Annotated in this window: 12 protein-coding genes; 9 read left to right on the forward strand and 3 right to left on the reverse strand. The window is 58.8% G+C overall.

From position 1 onward, the window contains the following. Positions 1-76: 76 nt before the first annotated feature. Positions 77-1,315: a M16 family metallopeptidase gene (locus NA78x_RS30650; RefSeq protein WP_425616192.1), complete on the reverse strand. Its 1,239-nt coding sequence runs from the start codon at positions 1,313-1,315 to the stop codon at positions 77-79. 359 nt (positions 1,316-1,674) lie between these two features. On the opposite strand from NA78x_RS30650, the gene NA78x_RS30655 reads away from it, so the two are divergent. The 6 genes from NA78x_RS30655 to NA78x_RS30680 all read left to right on the forward strand — a co-directional run bounded on the left by NA78x_RS30655 (position 1,675) and on the right by NA78x_RS30680 (position 10,081). Next, a complete protein-coding gene (locus NA78x_RS30655) occupies positions 1,675-4,194 on the forward strand; it encodes a cadherin domain-containing protein (protein ID WP_425616193.1) in 2,520 nt (839 codons plus the stop codon). A 135-nt stretch (positions 4,195-4,329) separates the two neighbouring features. Then, a complete protein-coding gene (locus tag NA78x_RS30660) occupies positions 4,330-5,550 on the forward strand; it encodes a HEAT repeat domain-containing protein (RefSeq protein ID WP_425616194.1) in 1,221 nt (406 codons plus the stop codon). A gap of 160 nt (positions 5,551-5,710) precedes the next feature. Continuing rightward, positions 5,711-6,280 carry a response regulator gene (locus NA78x_RS30665; RefSeq protein ID WP_425616195.1) on the forward strand — a complete coding sequence of 190 codons (570 nt, stop codon included), beginning with the start codon at positions 5,711-5,713 and terminating at the stop codon, positions 6,278-6,280. 133 nt (positions 6,281-6,413) lie between these two features. Further along, the gene (locus NA78x_RS30670) at positions 6,414-7,988 is read left to right on the forward strand and encodes an ABC transporter permease (protein WP_425616196.1); all 1,575 of its coding nucleotides are present in this window, start codon (positions 6,414-6,416) and stop codon (positions 7,986-7,988) included. Between the two features lie 139 nt (positions 7,989-8,127). Next, on the forward strand, positions 8,128-8,880 hold the full coding sequence (locus NA78x_RS30675) for an ABC transporter ATP-binding protein (RefSeq protein WP_425616197.1): 753 nt from the start codon (positions 8,128-8,130) through the stop codon (positions 8,878-8,880). 136 nt (positions 8,881-9,016) lie between these two features. Then, entirely contained in the window at positions 9,017-10,081 is a 1,065-nt protein-coding gene (locus NA78x_RS30680) for a thiamine phosphate synthase (protein ID WP_425616198.1), read from the forward strand. A 1-nt stretch (position 10,082) separates the two neighbouring features. Here the strand turns inward: NA78x_RS30680 and NA78x_RS30685 are convergent, their stop codons facing one another. Both NA78x_RS30685 and NA78x_RS30690 read right to left on the reverse strand, forming a co-directional pair. Further along, positions 10,083-11,978 (reverse strand): hypothetical protein, encoded by a 1,896-nt coding sequence (locus tag NA78x_RS30685; RefSeq protein WP_425616199.1) that lies wholly within the window; start codon positions 11,976-11,978, stop codon positions 10,083-10,085. A 552-nt stretch (positions 11,979-12,530) separates the two neighbouring features. Beyond that, positions 12,531-13,427: an oxidoreductase gene (locus NA78x_RS30690; RefSeq protein ID WP_425616200.1), complete on the reverse strand. Its 897-nt coding sequence runs from the start codon at positions 13,425-13,427 to the stop codon at positions 12,531-12,533. A gap of 191 nt (positions 13,428-13,618) precedes the next feature. Here NA78x_RS30690 and NA78x_RS30695 point away from each other — a divergent pair, with 191 nt between their 5' ends. From NA78x_RS30695 to NA78x_RS30705, 3 genes are all read left to right on the forward strand, one after another. Then, a complete protein-coding gene (locus tag NA78x_RS30695; RefSeq protein WP_425616201.1) occupies positions 13,619-14,149 on the forward strand; it encodes a hypothetical protein in 531 nt (176 codons plus the stop codon). Between the two features lie 284 nt (positions 14,150-14,433). Beyond that, positions 14,434-22,236 (forward strand): beta strand repeat-containing protein, encoded by a 7,803-nt coding sequence (locus NA78x_RS30700; RefSeq protein WP_425616202.1) that lies wholly within the window; start codon positions 14,434-14,436, stop codon positions 22,234-22,236. Continuing rightward, positions 22,175-24,322: a calcium-binding protein gene (locus NA78x_RS30705; RefSeq protein WP_425616203.1), complete on the forward strand. Its 2,148-nt coding sequence runs from the start codon at positions 22,175-22,177 to the stop codon at positions 24,320-24,322. Before NA78x_RS30700 ends, NA78x_RS30705 begins: the two co-directional genes overlap by 62 nt. The last annotated feature ends 88 nt before the right edge of the window (positions 24,323-24,410 follow it).

Genomic DNA, 24,410 nt, shown 5'->3' on the forward strand with positions numbered 1-24,410 from the left:
GCGATATCTCTCGGGTGCGGCGCGCGGGCGCGTTCACAAACCTCGCTGCTATGTGTACGAATTCGGAGCGGGAGGGTTACACGTCGAGTGACTTGCAAGGGCCGATGGCCACGGTGGACATGCGGGTGAGTGGATAGCGGCCGAGGACGCGGCGGATGTCGTCAATGGTAACGCTGCGGTACGAGGCCACCGTTTCGCGCACGGTGCGATACTGTTGTCGCTGCATCCAGCCATTGCCGACGGAGAACATCCGGCTGGCGGGGCGTTCGGCGTGTAGCACGATCTGGGCACAGACTTTGTTCTGAGCCTGTTTCAGTTCATCTTCGGTCACGCCTTCGGCCTGGGTGACTTCGAAGATCTCTTGCATCGAGTCGAAATTGTCCTGCGTATCGTCGGGAGCACAGCAGAGGGCTGACATGTAAATGCCGGCACCTTGATACTCGCTTGGGCTGATCGCGGCGTATTCGGCACGGCCCGTATCGACGAGTTCCCAGAAGAGCCGGCTGCCGCTGTCGTCGCCAATGATGGTCGTCATCAGGCGGGCTGCGTAGCGGTCATTGTCTTCGGTCGAAGGAGCTGCACCGGTTTGAAAAATGTACTGCTGGGCGGCGGTGCTCTTTTCGAAGATCGCAAAGCCTTGTTCGCCGGCGCAAGGTGCCAGTTGGCGACCCGTGGGGAACGCTTTCCACTTGCCACAGAACTGGTCGGCGGTGCGAATGAGTTGCTCGAAGTCGACATTGCCAGCGGCGGAGAGAACGATGTTCTGCGGGCTGTACCGCTGCTCGAAATAAGCGAGCATCTGGTCCCGTTTCAGCTGCTCGATGCTCTCGACCGTGCCGAGCACACTGCGGCCGAGCGGATGCTTGCCGAAGTGCAACGCCATGGCCTTTTCGTGAGCGTTGAATGGAGGCTCATCCTCGTACTTGGCGATTTCCTTGAGGATGACCTGCTTCTCGGTATCGAAGTCATCCTGCCTTAGCGAAGGGCGCATGATGTCGGCGAGCAGGCCGACGATCTTGTTCTGGTCTTCGGGGAGCGTGGTCGCGTAATAGACGGTTTGCTCTTCGTTGGTGAAGGCATTGCTGGAGGACGAGAGTTCGTCGAGTTCGCGGTTCACATCGAGCGACGTGCGAGTGGGCGTACCTTTGAAGACCATGTGCTCGAGAAAGTGGCTGACGCCGGCCACTTCGTCGGACTCGTCGCGCGAGCCGGTGCGGACGAAAAAAGCATACGAGGCCGAGTAAGCGTCCGGGTTGCATTCGGCCACAATCTGCAGGCCGTTGTCGAGCGTGTGCTTGCGAAATTCCAGTGCCATGCGTCTGCCGTGTAAGAGGATAGGAGCCGTTCCCGCGGGGTCATACGCGGAACGATGCTGCGAATGGAGATTTTGGCTGCGGTCCGGCCCCTCACTCCGACCCTCTCCCCGGAGTACCGAGGCGAGGGAGGCAAGCCGGGACCAGTCCGTCCATCGTGTCTTAAGCGGGGCCGCAAAGCCAGCCCCCAGTAAAGCGGACAGAGCGATCTTTCACCCGCTCACTAAGTCGTTGCTGGCAAACAACTACGGCGACACGAGAAAAAATCGGCATTTCTGCTGAAAGGTCGCGACCCAGCCTGCCATTCCTTTCCTGTCGACCCTCATCTCATCTCGCAGCAGCAGCCCGCAGGAACAGACCCATGAAGAAGCACGCTCGCACTCGCCCGCAACGATTGATCAAGCCCCGCCGCTCCTTTTTCGAAACCCTCGAACGGCGCGAGGTGTTTGCCGGAGCCGATCCCTTGCCGGTGCTGATGGTGATCGCCGATCAACGAGACTTCTTTTACCAGGAGTACGGCGATACCAAGCTGTCGCTCGAGGAGGCTGGCCTCGAAGTGGTCGTGGCAGCCACCACCACTTCGCCCAGCACGCCCCACGCCAACAGCGGACAGACCGGCAACGGAATCGTAACGCCCGATCTGCAGTTGGCCGATGTGGACGCAGCCGATTACTCGGCGATTGTGTTTGTCGGCGGTTGGGGCTCGTCGATGTACCAGTACGCGTTTAACGGCATCTACTCCGATGCCCTCTATCGCGGCGACGTGGCCACCAAGGCAAAGGTGAACGATTTGATCAACGATTTTGTTGATCAAGATAAATACGTCTCAGCCATCTGCCACGCGACCACGGTACTCGCCTGGGCTCGCGTCGATGGTGTGAGTCCGATCAGCGGCAAGACGGTGATGACGCCGCAAGGTGGCGTGACCAACGGCGGCGGACCGCCCGTGTTTTACAACGGCCAGTACTATGGCTATTACCAGTACCGCCAATCGACACAAATGGAGACCAACGGCGGTCTCACGATGCCGCATGCTTCGGTAGGCGATCCCACCACGACGGCTGACGACGTGTGGGTCGATGGCAAGATCATCACCGGCGAGGACAACTTTAGCGCTCGCTTGTTTGGCCAGGTGATTGCCTCGCACATCATCGCCGATCTGGAACCCGATCCTCCGCCGGTGAATACCACGCCGACGATCAACGCCGCGGTCTTCAACCTGAACGAAAACACCGCAGCGGGATCGGCTGTTGGTCAAGTGATTGCTGCCGATAGCGACGCGGGCCAGTCCCTTACCTATTCGATCATCAGCGGCAACCTGGCGGGTGGGTTTGCCATCAACAGCGCGACTGGACAGATCACGGTGGCGAACTCCGCTCCGCTGGACTTTGAAGCTACGCAAAGCTTTAACCTGACGGTGCGCGTGACCGACAACGGTGCGCCCTCGCTGATGGCAGACGCCGTGGTGACCATCAACCTGCAAGACATTGTGGAAGTACTGCCAAATCAGGCTCCGCAAATCTCTGCCCAGTCGTTCTCGATTGACGAAAACCCGGCCGCCGGTACCACGGCCGGCGTGGTGGTCGCCAGCGATGCGGATGCCGGTCAAACACTGTCGTACGCGATTGTCGGCGGCAACACGAATGCGGTGTTCGCGATCGACTCGGTAACGGGCCAGTTGAATGTGGTGTTTCCGGGCGGCATCGATTTCGAAACGACTCCGCTCTTTCAGCTGACAATTCGCGTGACCGACAGCGGCTTTCCATCGCTCTCGACCGATGCCACCGTAACCGTGAACGTGCTAAACGTGAACGAGCAGCCAACTGCTTCCGGAGCGATCTTCGCTCTTCCAGAAAATTCCGCGGCGGGCACGCTCGTCGGGCAGGTTTCAGGCAGTGATGTCGACGCCGGGCAGACTGTCACCTATGCGATCGTCTCGGGAAACACGGCCGGCGCGTTTACGATTAATCCCACGACGGGGCAGATCTCGGTCGCCAATGCAGCGGCCCTCGACTACGAGACGACTCCTACGTTCAACCTGATGGTGCGTGTCACCGATGACGGTGCGCCTGCGCAATCGGCCGATGCGAATGTCACGATCAATTTGAGCGATGTGACGGAAACACCTGTGGGCCCCGTGTATCAGTCGGGACCGAATGTCATCGTGCAAGGTACCGCTGCCGGCGAGTACATCTATGTCTGGACGAATGCCAGCGGACAAGTGATGACCTGGCTGGCCGGCGTCAACCGCGGGCCGTTTACGTTGGGGCCAGGAGGTCGCGTGATTGTGTACGGCGGTGCAGGCGACGATTGGATCTATGCAACCGATAGCTACGCCCCGGTAACGATCTACGGCGAAGATGGCTTCGACCAGATCGTCGGCGGTCGCAGCCACGATGTGCTCGATGGCGGGAACGGCTTCAATCGCATCAGCGGCATGCAAGGGAACGACGTGTTGCTGGGCGGGCCGATCAACGACATTCTCGAAGGTCGCGAAGGAGACGATGTGATCGTCGGCGGTGGTGGCGACGATCGCATGATCGGCTTCACGGGCAACGATGTGCTCATCGGCGGCCTGGGTTGGGATGTGCTCGACGCTGGCGAAGGGGACGACCTGCTGATTGGCGGCACGACGACTTACGACGCCAATGTTGCCGCCCTGCAAGCGATTCTGGCCGAATGGACCAGCAACGCAACGCTCGCCACTCGCAGCAATAACCTTCGGACTGGGGTGAACGGTGTCCGTCTGGCCCTGGGTGAAACCATCCTGAACGACAACTCGTCCGATTGCCTCCCCTCGGGTGCCGGTGCCGATTGGCTCTTCCTGCAGTTGGGCGACTACAACTGCCAGTACAGCGTAAACGACCTGATTACGCAGTAAGGTGGCCGCATAACCGGCCCAGTGGGAAAATCCGGAGAAGATTCGCCTCGCCCCCTCAAGCTGCTTATACTTGAGGGGGTAGCAGCGAGCCGCAGATGTCGGGGGCTCTTACGTTTGCGGCAGTGGGAGCTTGTCATGACAGCAGCTCGAACGATCTTCATCGCCTGGAGCGTGGCCTGCGGTCTGGCTCCATTCGCGGCGCCTGCCCAAGCCGAGATCTTCTTTCTGCGCACTGGCGGTCGTGTCGAAGGCCAATGGCTGAATCCCGAACGGACCCAGGCCGATGACTACGTCCTGCGTACTGGGGCTGGGGTGCAACTGGCCCTCGCTGGGCCGCAAGTGCAGCGGGTGCTCGCCACGTCCGACGTGCAGAAGCAGTACGAAGACTTACTGCACAAATCGCCCGCCACGGTCGCTGGTCATGTGGCCATGGCTCAGTGGTGCCACGATGCCAACCTGACCTCGCAACGCAAGTTCCATCTCGAAGAAGTCATCAAGCTTGAACCCGATCACGAAGCGGCGCGCCTCGCGCTGGGCTATGGTCGCTTTGCCAACGGTGGCTGGCTTAAGCCCGACGAATACATGCTGCGGCAAGGTTATGTGAAATCGGCTGGCCAGTGGAAGTTGCCTCAGGAGATCGAAATCGAAGCTCGTGCTCGCGAGTTCGAAGTGGCCGACAAGCAGTGGCGCAAGCAAATCAAAATTTGGCTGGGGAACCTCGATAGCAAGAAGCACGGTGCCGACGCTGCTCAGGGCATCCAAGGCATTCGCGACCCCAGCGCCGCCAGCGCTGTGGCTGATGCGCTTGCCGACAAAGAAAACCCCCTGAGGGTACGACTTGCGTTTCTCGACGTGCTCGGCAAGCTTCCCCCGGGACTGGCCATCGACACGCTGATTCAACTCTCGCTGCACGACGAAGACGAGAACCTGCGCGAGCGTTGCCTGGCCGAAATCAAACGACAGGGGCCGCACCGCGCGGTCCCGGTGTACATTCGCGAACTGAAGAGCAAAGAGAACCAGACGGTTCGCCGCGCCGCCATCGGCTTGCATGTGATGGGGGCGACAAGTGCCACGCAGGCACTCATCGATGCGCTCGTCACCACGCACAAAAAAGTGATCCAGGGCAACCCGGGTCAAATGACCGCTTCGCTGGGGAGCGATAGCGGCGGCATGGGTGGCATGAGCATGGGCCAAAAAACCCAGGTCATCCGGCGCGACATCCCCAACGAAGAGGTCCTGTCGGCTCTTGCGACTCTTCATCCCGGCGTGAACTATGCCTACGACAAAGAAGCCTGGCGACGTTGGTTCATGTCTTCCAAAACCACGATCTCTGCCGACCTGCGCCGCGGCGAATAGCCTTCCCGCTGCCCATCTTGCAAAAAGAGCGCAGACCTGCGGCTAAATGTTCGTTCTCGTACAGACTTACTGGACGATTTGAGCGATAATGACAGGTCGATGCTGGGAAAGGATCGCCCAGCATTAGGTGCGCGGCCGAGCGACGAGGCAGTCAATCATCATGTCAGCGGCGAGTGTAAATCCCCACCATCTGCTTGTAATCGACGACAACCGAGATGCTGCCAAGGTGCTGGCAACCTTGTTGCGCGTGTGGGGCTACGAAGTTCGCGTGGCTCATAGTGCCATTGAGGGGTTACAGGCTGCCCGAGAGAAAAAGCCTGACTGCATCCTTTCGGATATTGGCATGCCCGGAATGGATGGTTACGATTTGGCCTCGAAGTTGCGGCAGGATGAGACGCTGCGAGAAATTCCGCTGATCGCGGTGAGCGCCTTCTCGGATTCCGAGCGTTCGCTGGCCGCCGGGTTCAATCAGCACGTCGTCAAGACGGCAGATCCTGCCACAATCAAAGACATCTTGAGAAAGCTCCTCGTCATGGACAAGCGTTTGGAACGGGCCGAAGAACTGGTGCAAAAGCAGGGCGAAGTCATGGCCGAAGCTCGCGACGTGATGAAAGAAGTCCATCAAGATGTCAAGGAAATCAAGCAGGGACTAAAGGAAGTGAAGGAAGACGTTAGCAACGTGCAGGAAGACCTGAAGCAGATCAAAAAAGAACTGCGGGACCAGGAATAGCCGCCCGAATTCACGACAAAAAGTGCCCCGACAACCGGCAAACTGCTATTTGTCAATCTCGGCAAACAGGCGACAATTCGCAGGTTGAAGTTCCCTAGCGTGGGATCGTCTGTCTTCTGCCGAAGGATTGGCCATGTACAAACTGCTGCTTGCGTGGCGGTATCTGCGGACGCGTTACATCGCGCTCGCTTCGATCATCAGCGTCACGCTGGGCGTAGGCACGCTCATCGTCGTCAACAGTGTGATGGCTGGCTTCGCGCACGAGATGCACATTCGCCTGCATAGCATCCTGGCCGATATCGTGTTCGAAGCCCACGGCATGGATGGCTTCAGCAATCCCCAGTGGCACGTGGACGAAATTCGGAAGGTCGTCGGCGACGATCTCAAGGGCATCACCTACGCGGTGCATGTGCCCGCGATGGTCAATGTTCCCGTGCGCGGCCAATGGGTCACACGCCAGATCAGCCTGGTGGGCGTGGATGAAAAAACCTACGCCGACGTGAGCGACTTCCGCGAGTACCTACTGCATCCGGGCAATCGCGAAAAGCTGTCGTTCACCTTGCGCGAATCGGGCTATGGCGACGATCAACATGCCATGCCTCCCGCCGGCTGGGCCTATCGCCGGCTCAAGGTTCAGTACGAACGTGAAATGCAATCGGAACAAGAACAGCTGCTCAAAGCTCAACAAGTTCCGACTGCCATGACACCCATCGAAGGCGACGCAGCGAAGAACGAGACCAAGCCCGCAGCTGTTGCCGGCACCAATCCGCCAGCGGATCCTTTTGCCTCGAAGCAATCGACGTTGCCCGTCGATACCTTTGACCCGGCCAAAGATCAGTTCTCGGGCGTCATCATGGGCATTGCCATCGGCAGTGCTCGCCAGCGCGACAGCGAAGGGAAGGTCATCGATTACTTCCTTTGCCGTCCCGGTGACGATGTGCGGATCACGTTCCCTTCGGCTGGACAACCGCCCAAGGCGATGAGCGACATGTTCACCGTCGTCGACTTTTACGAAAGCAAAATGAGCGAATACGACAGCACGTTCGCGTTCATTCCGCTCCGCCGGTTGCAAGAGATGCGCGGCATGATCGATCCCTCGACCGGGACCGAAGCGGTGACCACGATTCAAATGCGCCTGAAGCCCGGTGCCGATTTGAATGCCGTCCGCGATAAGCTGCGGGCTCGCTTCCCTGCCGATCAATATCCGTTCCGCATTCAAACTTGGCGCGATATGCAGGGTCCGCTGCTCGCCGCCGTGCAAATGGAAACCACGCTCCTCAACCTGTTGTTGTTCCTCATCATTGCGGTGGCCGGCTTCGGCATTCTCGCGACGTTCTTCATGATCGTCGTTGAAAAAACGAAGGACATTGGCATTCTCAAGGCCCTGGGGGCACCCAGCCGCGGCGTGATGAGCATCTTCATCAGCTACGGGTTCTCGCTCGGCCTGGTTGGTTCCGGCGTGGGCATGATCGGCGGGCTGCTGTTCGTAATCTATATCAACGACATCGCCAAGCTCATCGAAGTGATCACCGGGCAAGAAGTCTTTGACCCGACCATTTACTACTTCAGCGAGATTCCCACGATCATCAATCCTTCGACTGTCGTCGGTGTGATGATCGGCGCGACACTCATCGCCGTCCTCGCCAGTGTGCTTCCCGCCATTCGTGCGGCACGTTTGCATCCCGTCCAAGCATTGCGGTACGAGTGAGGCAGGGTGGAAGGGATGAAGGGACGAAGAGGCTAGGGAAATCGGATCGTATTGCTCCCTCGCCCCGGTAATCCGGGGAGAGGGTTGGGGTGAGGGGCCGAGGCTGAATTGATCGACCATTTTTAAAGTGACAAGAACCATGAGCACCGCCACTCAACCCAAGCAACGCCCCAAACCGGCCACTCCCCCGGCGACCGCCAAGACTGCGCTGCTGGCCGCGAAGCAAGTCAAAAAGAGCTACTTCAAAGGGAAGCTCGAAGTGCCCGTGCTCCGCGGTGTCGACTTCGCCGTTCAACCGGGCGAGTTCGTGGCTATCATCGGCCAAAGCGGTTCGGGCAAGAGCACGCTGTTGCACCTGCTCGGTACGCTCGATGCTCCGAGTGCCGGTGAGATCACGTTCGATGGCAACCGCATCGATAACCTGCCGACTGCTTCGCGCGACGTGCTGCGAAACAAGTACTTCGGCATGATCTTTCAGTTCTATCACCTGCTTCCCGAGCTCTCGATGCTCGAGAACGTCCTCGCTCCGCTGATGATCTCCGATAGCGTTTGGAAGTATTTTTGCAATCGCGGCAAGTACATCGCCAAGGCCAAGGAACTGCTCGACATGGTCGGGCTCTCGCACCGCATCACCCACAAGCCGAAAGAACTCTCCGGCGGCGAAATGCAACGGACGGCCATCGCTCGGGCCTTAATGGCACAGCCCAAGGTGTTGCTGGCCGATGAACCGACGGGCAATCTCGACCAGCAAACGGGTGCCGAGATTCTTAACTTGCTGAAAAAGCTGAACGAAGAGCAGGGCCTTTCGATCGTGATGGTCACTCACGATCAGGCCATCGCCCGCCAGGCCCACCGCATCGTGCGGCTAGTCGAAGGCCGGGTGCAAGAGTAAGGTAATGTCATTCGTCGCATCCGCGATCAATGTAATTGTCGCACGAACGACCAAGTAGCCCTACGCGTCAGCGAGGGTGAACTAACAACCAGCGTCAATCGGCGATTCCCCCTCGCTGACGCGTCGGGCTTCCTGAATGACTCCCGCTGAATCTGCTGCTGCCCTGCGAGCCATCGACGCGAATTTTAATCGCGCGGTCGAAGGCTTGCGCGTCGTCGAGGACCAGGCTCGCTTCGTGTTGAACGATGCGTTCCTCGCGCGCTCGTGCAAGCAACTACGGCACGACTTGACCACAGCGCTCGTCGAACTTCTTGGCAATCCAAGCGAGCACTTCGTCGCCCGCGATACGCTCGCCGATGTTGGCACCGCGATCACTTCGCCGCAGGAGACCGAGCGAATCTCGTTTGCTCAACTGGCTGCGGCAAATTGGCAACGAGCTTCACAGGCGCTGCGGGTGATCGAAGAGTTCGCCAAGCTGCTCGGCAATAGTGGTGCGCCGTTCGAATCACTTCGCTATCAAACCTATACGCTAGCCAAGGCCTTTGTGGTCAACGAACGAAGTCTCGAAACGTGGCGCGGCCGGCAGTTGTACGTGCTTGTCGATGGCGGTGATCGCGAAGAGCAGTTTGAGCAGCGAGTGAAGTTGCTCCTGGCAGCCGGCGTCCACGTGTTGCAACTCCGTGATAAGAAGCTCGATGATCGCAGTTTGCTTTCGCGAGCCAGGCTGCTGCGAAAGCTGATTGACGAAACGATCGCTCGAGAGGAGCGGCCAATGTTCATCATGAACGATCGTCTTGATCTGGCGCTACTTGCCCGCGCGGATGGCGTGCATGTCGGCCAGGACGAATTGCCCGTGAGCGAAGTTCGCCAGTTGGTTGGTACGGCGATGCAAATTGGTGTTTCGACACACAGCATCGAGCAAGCGCGCGCTGCAGTCCTGGCCGGTGCCGATTACTTGGGCTGCGGCCCGACGTTCCCGAGCGGAACGAAGCAGTTCGAAGCGTTTCCAGGCATTGCGTTCTTGCAGCAAGTGGCAGCCGAGATCTCGCTGCCTGCATTCGCGATCGGCGGCATCACGGCGGAGAATTTGCCCGAGGTCATCGCCAGCGGAATCACGCGCATCGCCGTCAGCGGCGCAATCACGACCAGCAACGATCCGGCCGCCGCTGTGCAGCGATTACTCGCGCAGCTGACCGCGTGATTTACCGAGTAACCGGGGCGGATTCGGTCGCGGGCTTTTCGTCGCGCTGCGGAGGCGGCGGTGTTTCGACCTGACTGCGCCGATGCGCGCCGCCACTAACTTGGAAGTCCAAGACTCCACTCGCCACAGGACGGAAGAGAAGTTGTAACCGCTGCAGATTGAGGGCACTGACATCCACCAATCTGACTTCCGCAATCGTATTCTCTTCGGCTGTTGCCACCGCCGTTGTTCCAACTCCAACTTTCGGCGCTACGGCCGCGAGCGACAGCGGATTGTCGACGATCACCGGTGGATCGGCGTCTTCTTCATCACTATCAACTACGTCAGCCAGCGTGACATTTTCGTCGGCAGGGGTCGTGGTCGGCATCTCGATAACTGGTGCCGCTATCAGTTCGCCGCCAGTAGGAATGGTCGGTACGGGCTGCGTACCATCGCCAGGAACGTCCGGTACGACAATCTCATCCGGGTCAGTTGGCGGAGCAGTGGGTGGCAGCGCTGTCTCTATTAATTCCAACTCCAAGCTGCCAAAACTGACCTCCGACATTTCGAGGGGAGCTTCGAGGCCCAGATAGAGAATCTCATGCGCGATGCCATCCGGAGGATTGCTGGCGAAAACAGTCGTGCCAGCCGCGATGGCTTTGAACTTCTGCGCAAAGAGCAAATCTCCGTCGGCAGTGCCCCAACAAATGCGCCACACATCATCCACCAGACCGTCACTTATCCCCGGCGTTCCATAGTTGAAGTTGCCACGGTTTTCGGGATCATCGACTGCCGCGAACATTCCCGGCGTAAATTCAATATCCAGCGCGCCAGAAAACGGCACCTTGCCCACGGGCACGACCAATCGTGCGCGCAGCCAGAACTCCATCCCGACGGTGACCGTAGCCAGGGGATTACCCTGAGTATCGACTGCTTCCAGCACAATGCTGGCCGAGTAACCCTCCGCTGGGTCTTCGGTGGAAGGTACGGACGGCTGGTAAGGCGATTCCGGTTCCGAATGGTCGAACTCGGAGAGGACGTGATCGACACCTTCATACGAGGGGCGCGCATACCCAATGATATCTTTGAGCGTGCCGAGTTCGTCGAGCGAAGAAAATGGCACCCAGACTTTGTACCAATTGACTTCATCGGTAAAGATTTCGGCGTCGGGTACTGCCTCCAAGCGATCGGCAAAGATGTCGGGAAGGTCACCCGCCATCAGGTCGAGCAGGATGCGGTCGTCTTCGACTTCCACGAGCGGATTGGCAGGCAGGAAAGGTTCGGTACCACCAGCGGCGACATAGTCGCCGTACTCGGCGAAGATTTGCGAGAGGGCATCACCAAAGTGATAGTCGACAAATCCTGCCGGCTGGGTAACCGGAATGTGTTGCTCGACACCATCGCCGGGAATGAGATCTCGGCGCGAATCGACGACGCTGCCTGGATCGAGATTGATGGCGACCACGCCGCTCAGGTTTTTCACCGCGGCGAAGTCGTTGTCGTGAATCCACGCTTCGATGGTCTGCTGTGCGCCATTCACTACATTGCCGGTAGTGATGCCAATCGCGTTCAGCTGCGCGACGCCATCCGCGCCCTGATACGTAATTTGTACATGAAACGAGCCGGTAGCTTCGCGGAGGCCGTAGTAGTCCGGCGTGGCGTTGCCGAATTCCAGTAATCGCAGCTGGCCATCATTAGGATCACCTTCGAAGCCACGTACCGTGCGCAGGTGAAGGGGCGAACTGGTATAGATGGGCTCAGAACCACCGCTACTTACATAGGGGTTCTTAGGAAAAAGCAGCCCGACATCAGCGGGAACGAACGCCGCCATGAGTGTGCGGGGTTCGAGTTGTTCGACTCTTAACTGCCGAGAACGAGCAGGAGAAAATGCCGTTGGATTGGCGTCTCGACGTAACATGGCATAGAACCATCAAGGGAGAGTTAACAGCACTTCGTTGCCGCAGAGTAACCTCACGGGGGCGAAATAATCAACCATTTGGTGACTGGAATTCAGGAAACATTTTATTTGACATATCAGAGGCTCTTGTTGTCCTATCAAACATGAGCCAATGACGGTAGCTTTGGCGATCGCGTCGTTCCGGCGCAATTGTCACAAAATTCAAAATAGAAGATTGACAAACGATCGCGACATTGCGACAATGTAAGCAATTTTTTTCGAAAGTGTGGTGGATTGAGTTGTGGCCAGCGGGCCCTGTTATGCGCGGGCGTAGCGGCGAATTAGGGAGCAAGGTTCAATCGAGAACTGCCGTCATTTGACGTAAGTCTCGCCAAACCGCTAAAGGGGGGTGTCCAACTTTAGCTCGATGGTTGAACAGCGATTCGCGCCGCAGCCGAGAGATATGCGACCTGTTGTTCCACTAGGCCTCCCATTGTTGGACAAGTTGGTCATTTTGGAACGTGACGAGACGCGGACTTACGGCATGATGAATACACGCCTGACACCATTCGCTTAACCGTAGCTCTCGCGATGGATTTGCTTATTGGTGATGCCGATTGCTTGCAGAGCGGAAAGGGACGATTCCAAAAAGCGAGGCGCTGGTTCTTCTCCTTTGGCGCGGGCTGCTTCGCGATCGAACCTGGTGATGCCGGGGCCGCAGCAGAAGACTTCGACGGCGGATGGATCGGGAATGAACTCTTTGAGCAAGGCTTCGTTCAAGCGACCACTGCGGAAGTTGGTTCCTTGCTCTTTGGCTGCTGAGTCGCGCGTCAGGGTGTAGACGATATTGAGTTGCTCGGGATTCTCGCGCTGCAGTTTGTCGAGTTCGCGACGGAAGATAATGTCGTCGTGGGTCTTGTTGCTGTAAACGAGCGTGTGTCTGATCTTCGGCAGTTCCACCAGGCAGTGCTTGATGATGCTGTAGTTGGGCACGATGCCCGAGCCGGCGCAAACGTGTACCAGGTGATCGGTGCGGGTGGTAATATCGGGCGGCAGCACATACGGTCCGGTAAAGCCGGTGATCATCAGGCGCGTTCCCCGCGGCAAGCGATGCACCAGTAGCGGGGAGAGGAGCGGGGGATACTTGGTCGTGCCGCTGACGTACTTCTCTTCCTTAACCGTGATCGCCAGGTACTTTTCGTGCGGGGCAGACGCCAGCGAGTAGGCTCGCGGCGGCTCTTTCTTCCCTTTTTGATCTTCCAGGAAGGCCGTAAACCGCTGCAACTGCGGAAAGTTGTGGGGGTCGATGGTGCAGAAGTGCCCAGGCAGATACTCCAGCCGGTCGTTGCCTGTAAACAGGACCAGGGTGGTAGTGTCGTGCGTATCGGCGATGGTATCAGCCACCATCACTTCCAATTCGCGAATGCGGCGACGCTTGGGATTGGCTTCAGCGTGTTCCGTAGCTTCCATGATTCTGCTTCACGGGTGGACAGGGGGGAGTGCAGGACCTGATTGCACCAAAAATGGCGGCTGCGAATTGTACTGGAGCGAGGAGTGAAACCCAACTCGGAGTGGCAATGCAGACCAAGAAACGTGGCCAAGGGCTGCAGCGGTAACTAGCATGGAAGCGGTCCCGATTGCCTGGTGAGGAGACTGCTGAGATGTTTGCGAGAACCAACGCCCTTCTGTTTTTGCTTGCCGCAACATCACTGACGTTGCCCAGTTCCCTACTGGCCCAAGCGTTTGTTCCGCCGGGGAGTCAGGTTCCCGGAGGGAGTCAAGTTCCAGCTGGGACGCTGCCTCTGGGTCAGCCGGCACCGCCGCCAGTAGCCGCAGCGGAAGATCCGACGGTGGTTGGCCGGATGGAGCATCTGGGCTGGAGCCTCACGGGCCCGCATGGTCGGCACTACATCTTTGGCGGCCTGGCGATCGCCGACTATCAGTGGCAAGGGAAGCGACGAATCGTGACGCTTCAAGAGCAAGCCATCACCCCCGAACCTGATCCGGAGTATCTCTTTTACAGCGAGCTGCGCGAGGGGCACTGGTGGGCATTTCGCAAGAAGCCTTGGCCAGACAACACTTACTCGGTCTGGTTTCGCCCCAAGCAAACCCCGCCCAGCAAGTGGATCCGCTTACAACGCTCGACCTTGCAGATGCCGACGCTTCCCGCGCAGACATCTCCGCGGCCGTGAACCGGTGGCAACAAGCGAGAAATGACTCGAAAAGTTGGCAAATGGTTCAGGTCTTGAAGCATCTGAACACGCGTCTGCGGTGCCGCTCAAACCGGTGGTTGATTTTGTCGCGAATATGCCTGCCAATCACTAGAATTTAGCTGTCTTCTCACTATATTCGAGCTAATCGGTGTATTCCGCACTCATTTCGGGCAGCAAGTCTGACCAAATTCACCGGGTCTGAGCGCACGGCACTGTGGCTCACTCTCCGCGGATCATTCCTCTCTCATACGATTACCTCTCCCATGCTCAACCGCACCCTTCGGTCGCTGTGGTCTCGTTTTCTTGGTCAGAAGCAACAAGCCGCAGCATCGAAGCAGCGTCGGCGTGCTTTTTTGGAAGCGCTCGAAGATCGTTCGCTGATGGCTGCCCTGCTCACATGGGATGGTGGTGGCGCGGCGGATAACTTCGGCGATCCGCTTAACTGGGATAACGCTGGTGCCGATCAACTTCCCGTCAGTGGCGATACGCTGATCTTCTCGGGACTCGCTGCGGGCACGATCAATAACGACCTCGCCGCGGGGACGACGTTCTCGCTGCAGTTTAGCGCCAGCGGTTACACGATCACTGGCAGCTCGATCAACCTCAACCAATCGGCAGTTCTGCCTGTTTCCACCTTCGGCATTGAAAACTCCTCGGGGACCAACGCCATCAATGTGGATCTCACGCTCGGCGATGCCGCGGGCAACACGATCAACGCCAGCGGCGGCAGCTTGTCGCTGGGTGGCGCGATCAGCAATGGTACTGGCTCGGCGCTCACAAAAAACGGCGTGGGAAATCTGACCTTAGCGGGCACGACCGCCAATACCTTCACCGGTGCCACCACGGTTAACGACGGTACACTGATCCTGCAAAAGACGGCCGGTGTGATCGCTGTTGCCGGAGCTTTGAATATTGGCAATGCGAGCGGATCGGATGTGGTTCGTCTAGGTGCGAGCGATCAGATCACGGATGCCTCCGTCATCACCATGAACTCGGGTGGTGGTGGCAACAGTGCGAAGTTCGAACTCAACGGCTTCAACGAAACGATCGCCGGGTTGCAGAGCAATGCGAACCAGGCTTCGGTGATTCAAAATACCGAAGCGGGCGCTGCAGCTGGCGGGAACAATCCCGCGGTGTTGACGATCAATAACACCGCTGACTTTATCTACGACGGTCTCATCCGCAACGGTGGCGGCGGTCAAGTCGGCCTGACAAAGAATGGTACCGGCACTCTCACCCTGCGCGATGGCTTTGCCGCCAACAGTACGAACTATACGGGCGGCACGACGATCAACGCCGGCCGCCTGATCGTGGATAACCTCACGGTGTTTGTCAGTACGCCGATCATCATTAACTCAACCGTCGCGGACGCTCTCACGTTTCAAGGGACCAATAGTCTCTCCGTCGGCGCGCTCATCAGCGGCGCTGGTGGCATCACCAAACTGGGCACGGGGACACTGTCGCTCACCAACACGGCCAACAGCTACTCCGGCGTTACGACCTTCGGCGGTGGCATTCTCAACGCAGCCTCGATTGCCAATCTCGGCACCAACAGTGCGATTGGCAATCGTGCCGTTGACTCCGGCCCCGGCAACGTCGGCCTGCTCTTCCGCGGTGGTACGTTGCAGTACACCGGCGCGACCAACATGACGACCAACCGCGCGGTGCGAATCAGCACCACGGGTGGCGCGACCATTGATTCCTCGGGGACTGGAACCCTGAGCTTTACCGCGACCAGCAGTCCGGACTTTTACGAAAACTCTGGCTCTCGAACTCTCACGCTGTCGGGCACCAACACCGGCGCGAACACCTTCGGCACACAGATTACCGAAACGGGCGGCCTCACGACGCTCCGCAAGCAAGGTGCGGGTACTTGGTTCATCACCAATAACAACAACAGCTACACCGGCGAAACACAACTCGCTGGCGGCATCTTGAATGTCTCGTCGCTCAGCAATTACGGTGTCGCCAGCGCCATTGGTTCTCGCGCGGCCGCGCAAGAAGGTGGCGGCAACGTCGGCTTGCACTTCACTGGCGGCACTCTGCAATACACGGGCTCGACTGCTCAAAGCACCAATCGCCAAATTCGCTTCTTGAATGGAAATGGCGCGACCATCGATGCCTCGGGCACCGGCGCAGGAACCCTCAGCTTTACTCACGCGGCTGGCAACTCGGATCTCTTCGACACTCCCGGAACTCGCACGCTCACCCTGACCGGCACGAACACTGGCATCAATTTGTTTGCCATCGGCCTGCAAGATCAAGCTGGTAGCGCTACCAGTCTGACCAAGAGTGACGCGGGGACCTGGGCGGTAACCGGAGCCAGCACCCATACCGGCGCGACAACGATCAATGCGGGTACGTTGCAGATCGGAACTGGTGGTACGAGCGGCACGCTCGGTTCCGGCGCTGTGACGAATAGTGGCGTGTTGGCTTTCAATCGCAGCGACACCATTACCGTTGCCAACAACATCACGGGCGTTGGTACGCTCAATCAAATTAGCACCGGCACAACGATATTGACAGGAACCAATGCTTACGGCGCCACGAACATCACTGCGGGTACGCTGCGAGTGGGTAACGCTGGAACGGTCGGATCGCTAGGAACTGGCCCGGTGGCCAACGCGGGCACGTTGACCTTCAATCGCACCGACACCATCTCGGCTGGCAATATCACCGGCGTTGGTGTGATCAACCAGGCAGGTACCGGCACTGTGGATCTCACCGGCGTCAATGCCGCTGGTGGCACGAATGTCACCGCTGGTCGTTTAAACGTGAATGGCACGTTGGCAAGCAATGTCATCGTCACCAATCCCGCAGTCCTGGGAGGCTCGGGGACTATCACGGGCGCTGTCTCCGGCACTGGCGAAGTGAATCCTGGCAACAGCCCAGGCATTCTCACCATCAACGGTAACTTCACTCCTGCCGGACCGGTGACGTTCGAAGTGAACGCACCCTACACGGTCGCAGGAACCGACTATGACCAAATCATCGTCGGCGCACCTGGCACCACAGTGAATCTCGCGGGCGCGAGTGCAAACTTCGTCAGCGTTGGTGGTGGCACCATCCCCGCCCTGCCCAATGTCATCATGCTCATCGATGTCGGCGCGGGCATCACCACGACTGGTGCCTTCACGAACTTCCCGACCAATGGCCAAACGGTCACGCTCGGCGCTGGGGGCAACGCGCGCAACTTCCGTATCTACTACAACGGTGGCGATGGAAACGATGTCGTCTTAGTCGATTCCGCGACACCAGCGACTGTCTACGTCGACGATAGCTGGAATGCTCTTAGCGGCGGCACGATCATCGCCGATGCCGATCTCGGCACCACGGGCAATCAGCCTGCCGTGTTTGGGGTGAATGCCTTCGCGACCATTAACGGGGCGGTCACCGCTGCTGCGGCGAATGGTGTTCTTATCGTCAACGGCGGCACTTACGGCGAAACCGTCGTGCTCGTTGGTACTCAATCGCTAGAGATCACTGGTCCAAATACCGCACAAACGGTCATCATTAACTCGCTCGCTACGATCGCCGGCCAGAACGTTGTCATCGAAGGGACATCGAACCTCACCATCGGCGACGCGACCAGCACCATCATCGCTGGCGTCGTCAGCGGTTCTGGTAGCCTGACCAAACAAGGTGCTGGCACGATTACCCTGTCGAATACAAATGCCTACAGCGGGCCGACGACCGTCAACGCGGGCGTCCTGCAAGCGACGAGTAACTCCGCTCTTGGTACATCGGCAGTGGCCGTCAACGCCGGGACGCTCGAACTCGTGGGCGTCACGATTACAAATACGCTTGCGTTGAACAACGGCGCCACGCTGCTTGCCAACGGCGCGGTGACATACTCAACTGCTACGAATCCCGTCATTGCCAGCGGTGCGACGATCACCTTGGCGACAACGAACCTCGCGGATCAACTGACAATCGGCAGCGTCATTACCAATGCCCTGGGATCGACGGTTACTCCGACCATCAACATCGCTGGACCTGGCATGGTGGCAGTCGACACGGGCAGCAATACCTTCCGAGCAAACTGGAGCATTCAGGCTGGCACGCTACGAGTTTCCACAAACAATGCCTTCGGCAATCCGACTGCAGCGGTGCCGATGACCGGTAGCACGCTCGCCTTTGCGGGCGGCAATTTGCTGGTCCGAGCCGATGGCGACCTGACCTTTAACGCGGGCAGCGCGACAGCAATTCCCGTCACCGTTACTGCCAATGCCACGATAACCAAGCAACGTCTGAGCGGCGTTTCGACAACTCCCTCCGATGCAAACTTCGGTTCTCTCTCCATCGGCAGTCAAACGCTGACGTTTGCCAACGATGCAAGTCTCACCGGGGGTGACGTTGATTTTCGCTTTAACAATCTCACTACCTTGGTGGGCAATCCAACCTTCTCGCTCACTCGCAATCTGGCTACCACCAGCACGCGAACACTCTTGCGTTTGGTTGGCGGTATCAGCGATGCCGGTGTTGCTCGGACTGCAACCTTTACCAATCCTGGTACGGCTACCGCCGAGACCGTCGTAGTCGTCGGTGCTACGCGCAATCTCGTCGCAGGCTCACAGATCGAACTCGCCGGCTCGCAGCTGATTCGGTACATCAACGAAGGTGCCTCAGCGGGCGACAACGCCTCGATCCGCTTCACAAACTCGCTCTCAACCGGCGCTGTGTATGAAGCTCGCTCCGATTCGAACGTCACCTTCAACAATCCGCTGATTCTGGATGCCAACGGCGACATTCGCCCTAGCCGGATTAATGTCGGCGCTAGTGTCACCCATACATTCGCTGGCATCACCATCAACGGTGATCGCACCCTGCGAGTTGTGGGCGCGAATCTCAATGCCAACACGGCGTACGGCGCCAATTTCAGTGGAGTGCTACTCAACGGCAACGGCACCCTGGAAGTGAATAACAACGGCTCTGGCTTAGCCACCATGACCGTTACCGGCGCAGTCGCTGAAACCGGTGGCGCTCGGAATCTCGCCAAGACTGGCAGCGGTACGCTGGCTCTTAATGCCACCGCTACCTACACCGGATCGACGACAATCGCCAGTGGGCGTGTCGTTGCCAATACGGATAACGTCCTTAGCAATGCTGCGCTCGTTATAGGCAGCGGTTCGACAGTTGGCACTTTGGATCTGATCAATGGCAGCCAAGCTGTCACGACGTTTAATGTCAGCAGTTCTACTACGTCGGTGAACACGATCAACATTGGTGCTGGTAGAACCCTTACGTCGACAGGTAACGTCGTCATTGGGGTAAACACGGGTGCCTCCGCAAATACTCGTTTAACCGTTGCTGGGGCCGGCACCTGGAATGCAAACAATTCCGCTGCAACCGGTCAGTTTCAGATTGGTGGCGCAACTGGCGCAACCAACAGCAACGCTGCGATCGTCGACCTCAGCGGATTGGCAATCTTCAATGCGAATTTGACGGGTGCGACCAGTGTTTTCCGCGTCGGCGACTTTGCCACAAGCGGCACCGCAGTTGGCGCTTCGACAGTCACACTGGGCGTAAACAGTTCCATCACGGCCAATACCCTAGCGATCGGTGATCGTGGCGGCCAGGGTAGCTTGATGACATTGCGACTCGGCAGCGGCATACAGACGATCAACGCCAACAACATAGATGTGGCAAATCGTACAACTGGACGTAGCAGCGGCACTTTGAACTTTAATGCCCCAACCGGTTCCCTTACTGTGCGCGGCCAGGCTGGTGGTGCAACTTCCGCCCTGCTGAACATTGGCGTGAACAGCGCAAACACGGGTGCCGCGATCAATGGTACGGTCGATTTCACGGGACACTCTGTTGACGCGAACTTCTCGGTCATTAACGTCGGCATCAATGCCGGTGCTGCTGCGGCGAATACTCCTACCACGTATACGCACGCACTCAGTTTCGATACTGGTGTGATGAACATTACGGGCGCGCTGAATATCGGCAGCAAGAGTTCTTCGTCCGTCCACACGACACAGGTGAACTTTGTGAACATCGGTGGCGGAACTGTCTCTGCCGCAAGCGTTTCACTCGCCAACCACACCACAGGGGCTGGCGCGGTTGCAGGAACCTTGAATGTCAACGGAGGTACCGTTACGGTTGCCGGCAATGTAATCCTGGGAACGGCATCCAATGCTACAGGCAATGCAACGGCAACCGTAAACCTCAACGGTGGCACCTTGCAGGTTGCGGGCAACATTGCCGAAGGAACAGCGACGGGAACCGTTACGAGCACATTCAACTTCAATGGAGGCGTCCTGCGAGCAGGTGCCAGCAACGCTACCTTCATGCAAGGGTTAGATGCAGCCAACGTCCAAGCCGGTGATGCCATCATTGATTCCAACGGCTTCAACATCACCATCGCTCAGCCTTTGTTAGATGCCACTGGCGACCTCATCAAGCAAGGCACTGGCACACTGACTCTTACGGGCACTAACACGTACACCGGAACGACGTCGGTGAATGCGGGTGTGTTGGCGGTGAATAATGGCGTGGGGACGGGAGCGATTCTGGATACCGCTGGGCCGGTGAATGTGGCGCTGGGAGCAACGCTGCAGTTGTTGGCGAGTGAGACGGTGTCGAGTTATGTGGGTGCGGGGGATGGGGTAGGGTCGAATGATTCGCTCTTGGCTCTGGGCGCGAATACGCTGACGACGGCGGGCGATGCGACGATCGCGAATGTGAGCACGGCGGCAGGTGGCGGGATTATCGCGGGCGGAGCGATCATCGATGGGGACGATGATGTGAACATCACGGGTCCGGACGTGTTCTTGCAAGCGGCGACGGGCATCGGTGCGGGGAATACGCTTGAGACGTCGGTGAGTGCGATTCAGCTATTCAACACGACCAGCGGCGAGATCGACGTGCTGAATAGCGTGGGCGGTCTGCTCACGGTTAGCGATCTTCGCACGCTGGGCTTTGGTGCTCGCAACGACGGCGGCGCCACGACCGTCGTCAACAGCAGTCCGCTGACGATCGCGGCCAACAGCATCTCCGTGGGCAATGTCACCTACACGGCTACCGACGACAACGATGCACCGACGCTGGATGATGATCTGACGATCAATGCTGGCGTGACGGTGCAGTCGACGACGGCGAATGTGTTCTTGAATGCGGGTGACGATGCAAGCATTAACGGCAACGTGAGTGCGGCGCTGCAAGTAGTGATTGGTGTGGATGTCGGTGATGCGGAACTGCCGGCAGGTACCGATGCCACGACGGGTGGCACGCTCACGATTGCGAATGCCGCGGTGATTACGACGCCGCTGGCACCGGCGGGTGGCACGTATCTGAACGGCAATGACGACTACGATACGTTTAATCTCGCGCCGCAAGGGACGACGGAGTTCTTCATCAACGGCAACTTGCCGACGGGAACGTCGCCGGGTGATACGTTGAATTTGGACATCAGCGCGGCGGTGAATCCGCTGCTAACGCTTGGTGGTATCGGCGCGGGGATGTGGACGTTTGACGCGCCGCTGCGACAGGTGGCGTACGTGAGCATCGAGGATGTGAACGCGAATGCTCCGTATCACCTGGCACTCGATGCGAACAACACGCCGTTCGGCAACACGAACGTCGACGATCATCTGACGCTGTCGCGCAGCGGAGCGGACTTCGTGCTGTCGCGGACCGGTGATGCGATCGCGCCCGATGACAACGACGTGGGCATCGTGTTTCAGGGCGATTTCGCGACGATTCTGTCGTTCACGTACCTCGGCAGCAACGATCGCGACTTCCTCACCATCAATGATGTCGGCGGGCTCGTGAACTTCAGCGGACTCGCACCGGGAGCGGGCGACAACACGAACCTTGCCGGCCAGGCCGAGTTCTTCTTCGACGGCGGCGGCAACGACGATACGCTCATCTTCGCCCTCACGGGACCGAGCGCGTCGCAAACGTATGCCTTCGGTACGAACAGTGGCAGCATGCCGAGCTACACGGGCGAAGTGCTGAGCACGAGCAATGCGGTCGATCTGCAAACGTACTTTGCAAATGTCGAACTCGTGCAGCGCACCGGCGCGGCGCGACTCCGGCGCGCTCACCGTGCTCGGTAGCGACGTGGCCGATGCGCTGAGCATCGCCGCGAATCTCGCCGACACCCGCGTGAGCATGGGCGTTGGTTACACGCCGTTCGACTTCAGCGGTGACAATTTTACGACGCTCAATGTGAATGCTCTCGCGGGTGCTGATTCGCTGAACCTTCTCAGTCTCGGCAGTGGCCAGAACAACGATCCGACGATCAACTTGCACGGCCAAGGCCTGTTCGCCGATGACGGCGCGGTCGATACGCTGCGAGTGCAGAGCACCAGCGGTAACACGGGCGTGGTGGCACTGCGTGGCGGTCTCGGCGGCGACTTGTTCCAACTGTTCGATGCGGCTCCCACGGTTGACTTCATCGCCGGTCCGGTGATTGTCGATGGCAGTGGCGGTGATATGACGTTCGCCGTCGATCGCCTGGAGATCAACGACAGCGGAGACCTCACGGGTGACACTGTCGCGCTCAATGCATTGAACGGAACCGATCCGGACTACGTCCTCACCGGTCTCAACGCCAGCGGCGTGACGTTCCGCAATATCGACAACCTCGATTACACCGGCACGAGCGACGCGGACAATATCAACTCGCAGTTCACACCGACGACAACTCCGCACGATCTCGATGCGGTGATTCTGCGCGGTAGCGGCGGCAACGATCAGTTCCGCGTGTTCACCTCCGATCAAATCGGTGGCACCTCGCCGCTGCCAAGTGGCACGCCCAGCGGAGTCACTTCGGTCTCGCTGTTCGGCGATGCCGGCCTCGATACGTTCGGCGAAACACCGGCGGGACTCGTCGGCACCGGCGCGATGAACGTTGGCCTTGTGGTCTCGCCGACGACGCAACTCATTCGTCCGAGCACGACCACCGCGATCACGATCAACGGCGGCATTCCCACGAATCCACTCCCCGCTCCGGTCGGCGACATCATTGGCGACACACTCAATCTCGATATCACTTCCATCCCGAATACCGCGCCCGTGGTTGTGGCCGCTGGTTCATCGGGCGTGCTCAATAGCGCGGGTCAGCCGGTCGCGTGGAGCGAAATCGAAGACCTGAATCTCGTCGATCAAGGCAAGCTCACCAACGTGCAAATTGGCGACTTGTTCGCCCGCACGACCAGTGCGAATGACTTGATTCAGTTCAGCCGCAACAACACGGTGGCACAGCCTCACCGCGTGCGGCTGCGGATCAACAGCACGTTCGGCGACTACAACGTGAGCAACAAGACGATCGTCTACGCCGGTGACGGGGCGGACTATGTCACGCAAGCCAACCTCACGGTCTCGGCGGAGTTCTACGGCGAAGGTGGCAACGATCTGCTCTATGGTGCGACCAACAACGACTGGCTCGTCGGCGGTCTCGATAACGACAGCGTGAACGGCGGCAACGGCGACAATGTGTTGTGGGGCGATAACGCTCCGGCATCGACCGACGTGGTCCCACCGCAGGATTCGCCCGTGGGTGGCAACGACACACTGAGTGGCGGCACCGGCAACGACGTGATCTATGGCGGCGGCGGTAACGATCGGCTCGGCGGCTTCGACAGCAACGACTATCTGCACGGCGGCTTCGGCGATGACATCGCCGACGGCGGCAACGGCGACGATCGTGTGTATGGCGGTGCGGGCAACGATCAGCTGGCCGGTTATCTCGGCAACGACTTGCTGATTGGCGAAGCGGGCAACGACATTCTCAACGGCGGCAGCGGCAACGATGTGCTGATCGGCGGCACCGGCGAAGACAACATGAGCGGCGAGTTCGGCAACGACCTGCTCATCACGGGCAGCGTCGCCAACGAACACAGCACGTGGACTTCGGTCGCCAGCGTTGGTCCGTTCAGCGCGGCCACGTATTCGAATGCCACAGATAACGACGCCGCGCTCCTCGCGCTCCTCAACATCTGGGGCACTTCAAACCTTCGCACCGGCCTGGCCACCATCACGCACGACGGTGTCGATGACGATGTCTACGGTAAGCTCGGCGACGACGACTTCTGTTGGGAAGCCGCCGACGTCGCCGACCAAGGCCCCACCGCCCTCTCGCCCCCCGACTTCCAAGTCCCCGGCAACGGCACCGACGAACGCTTCGGACCTACGATGTAAGGGCGGAAGTTCTGAGTTCTGAGACACCGGTTTTGAGACAAGAAGCTCAGAACGCAGAGGTCAGAAAAGGCAAAACGCCGCTGTGACT

The organism is Anatilimnocola aquadivae (assembly GCF_049819085.1).
Taxonomy (GTDB): domain Bacteria; phylum Planctomycetota; class Planctomycetia; order Pirellulales; family Pirellulaceae; genus Anatilimnocola.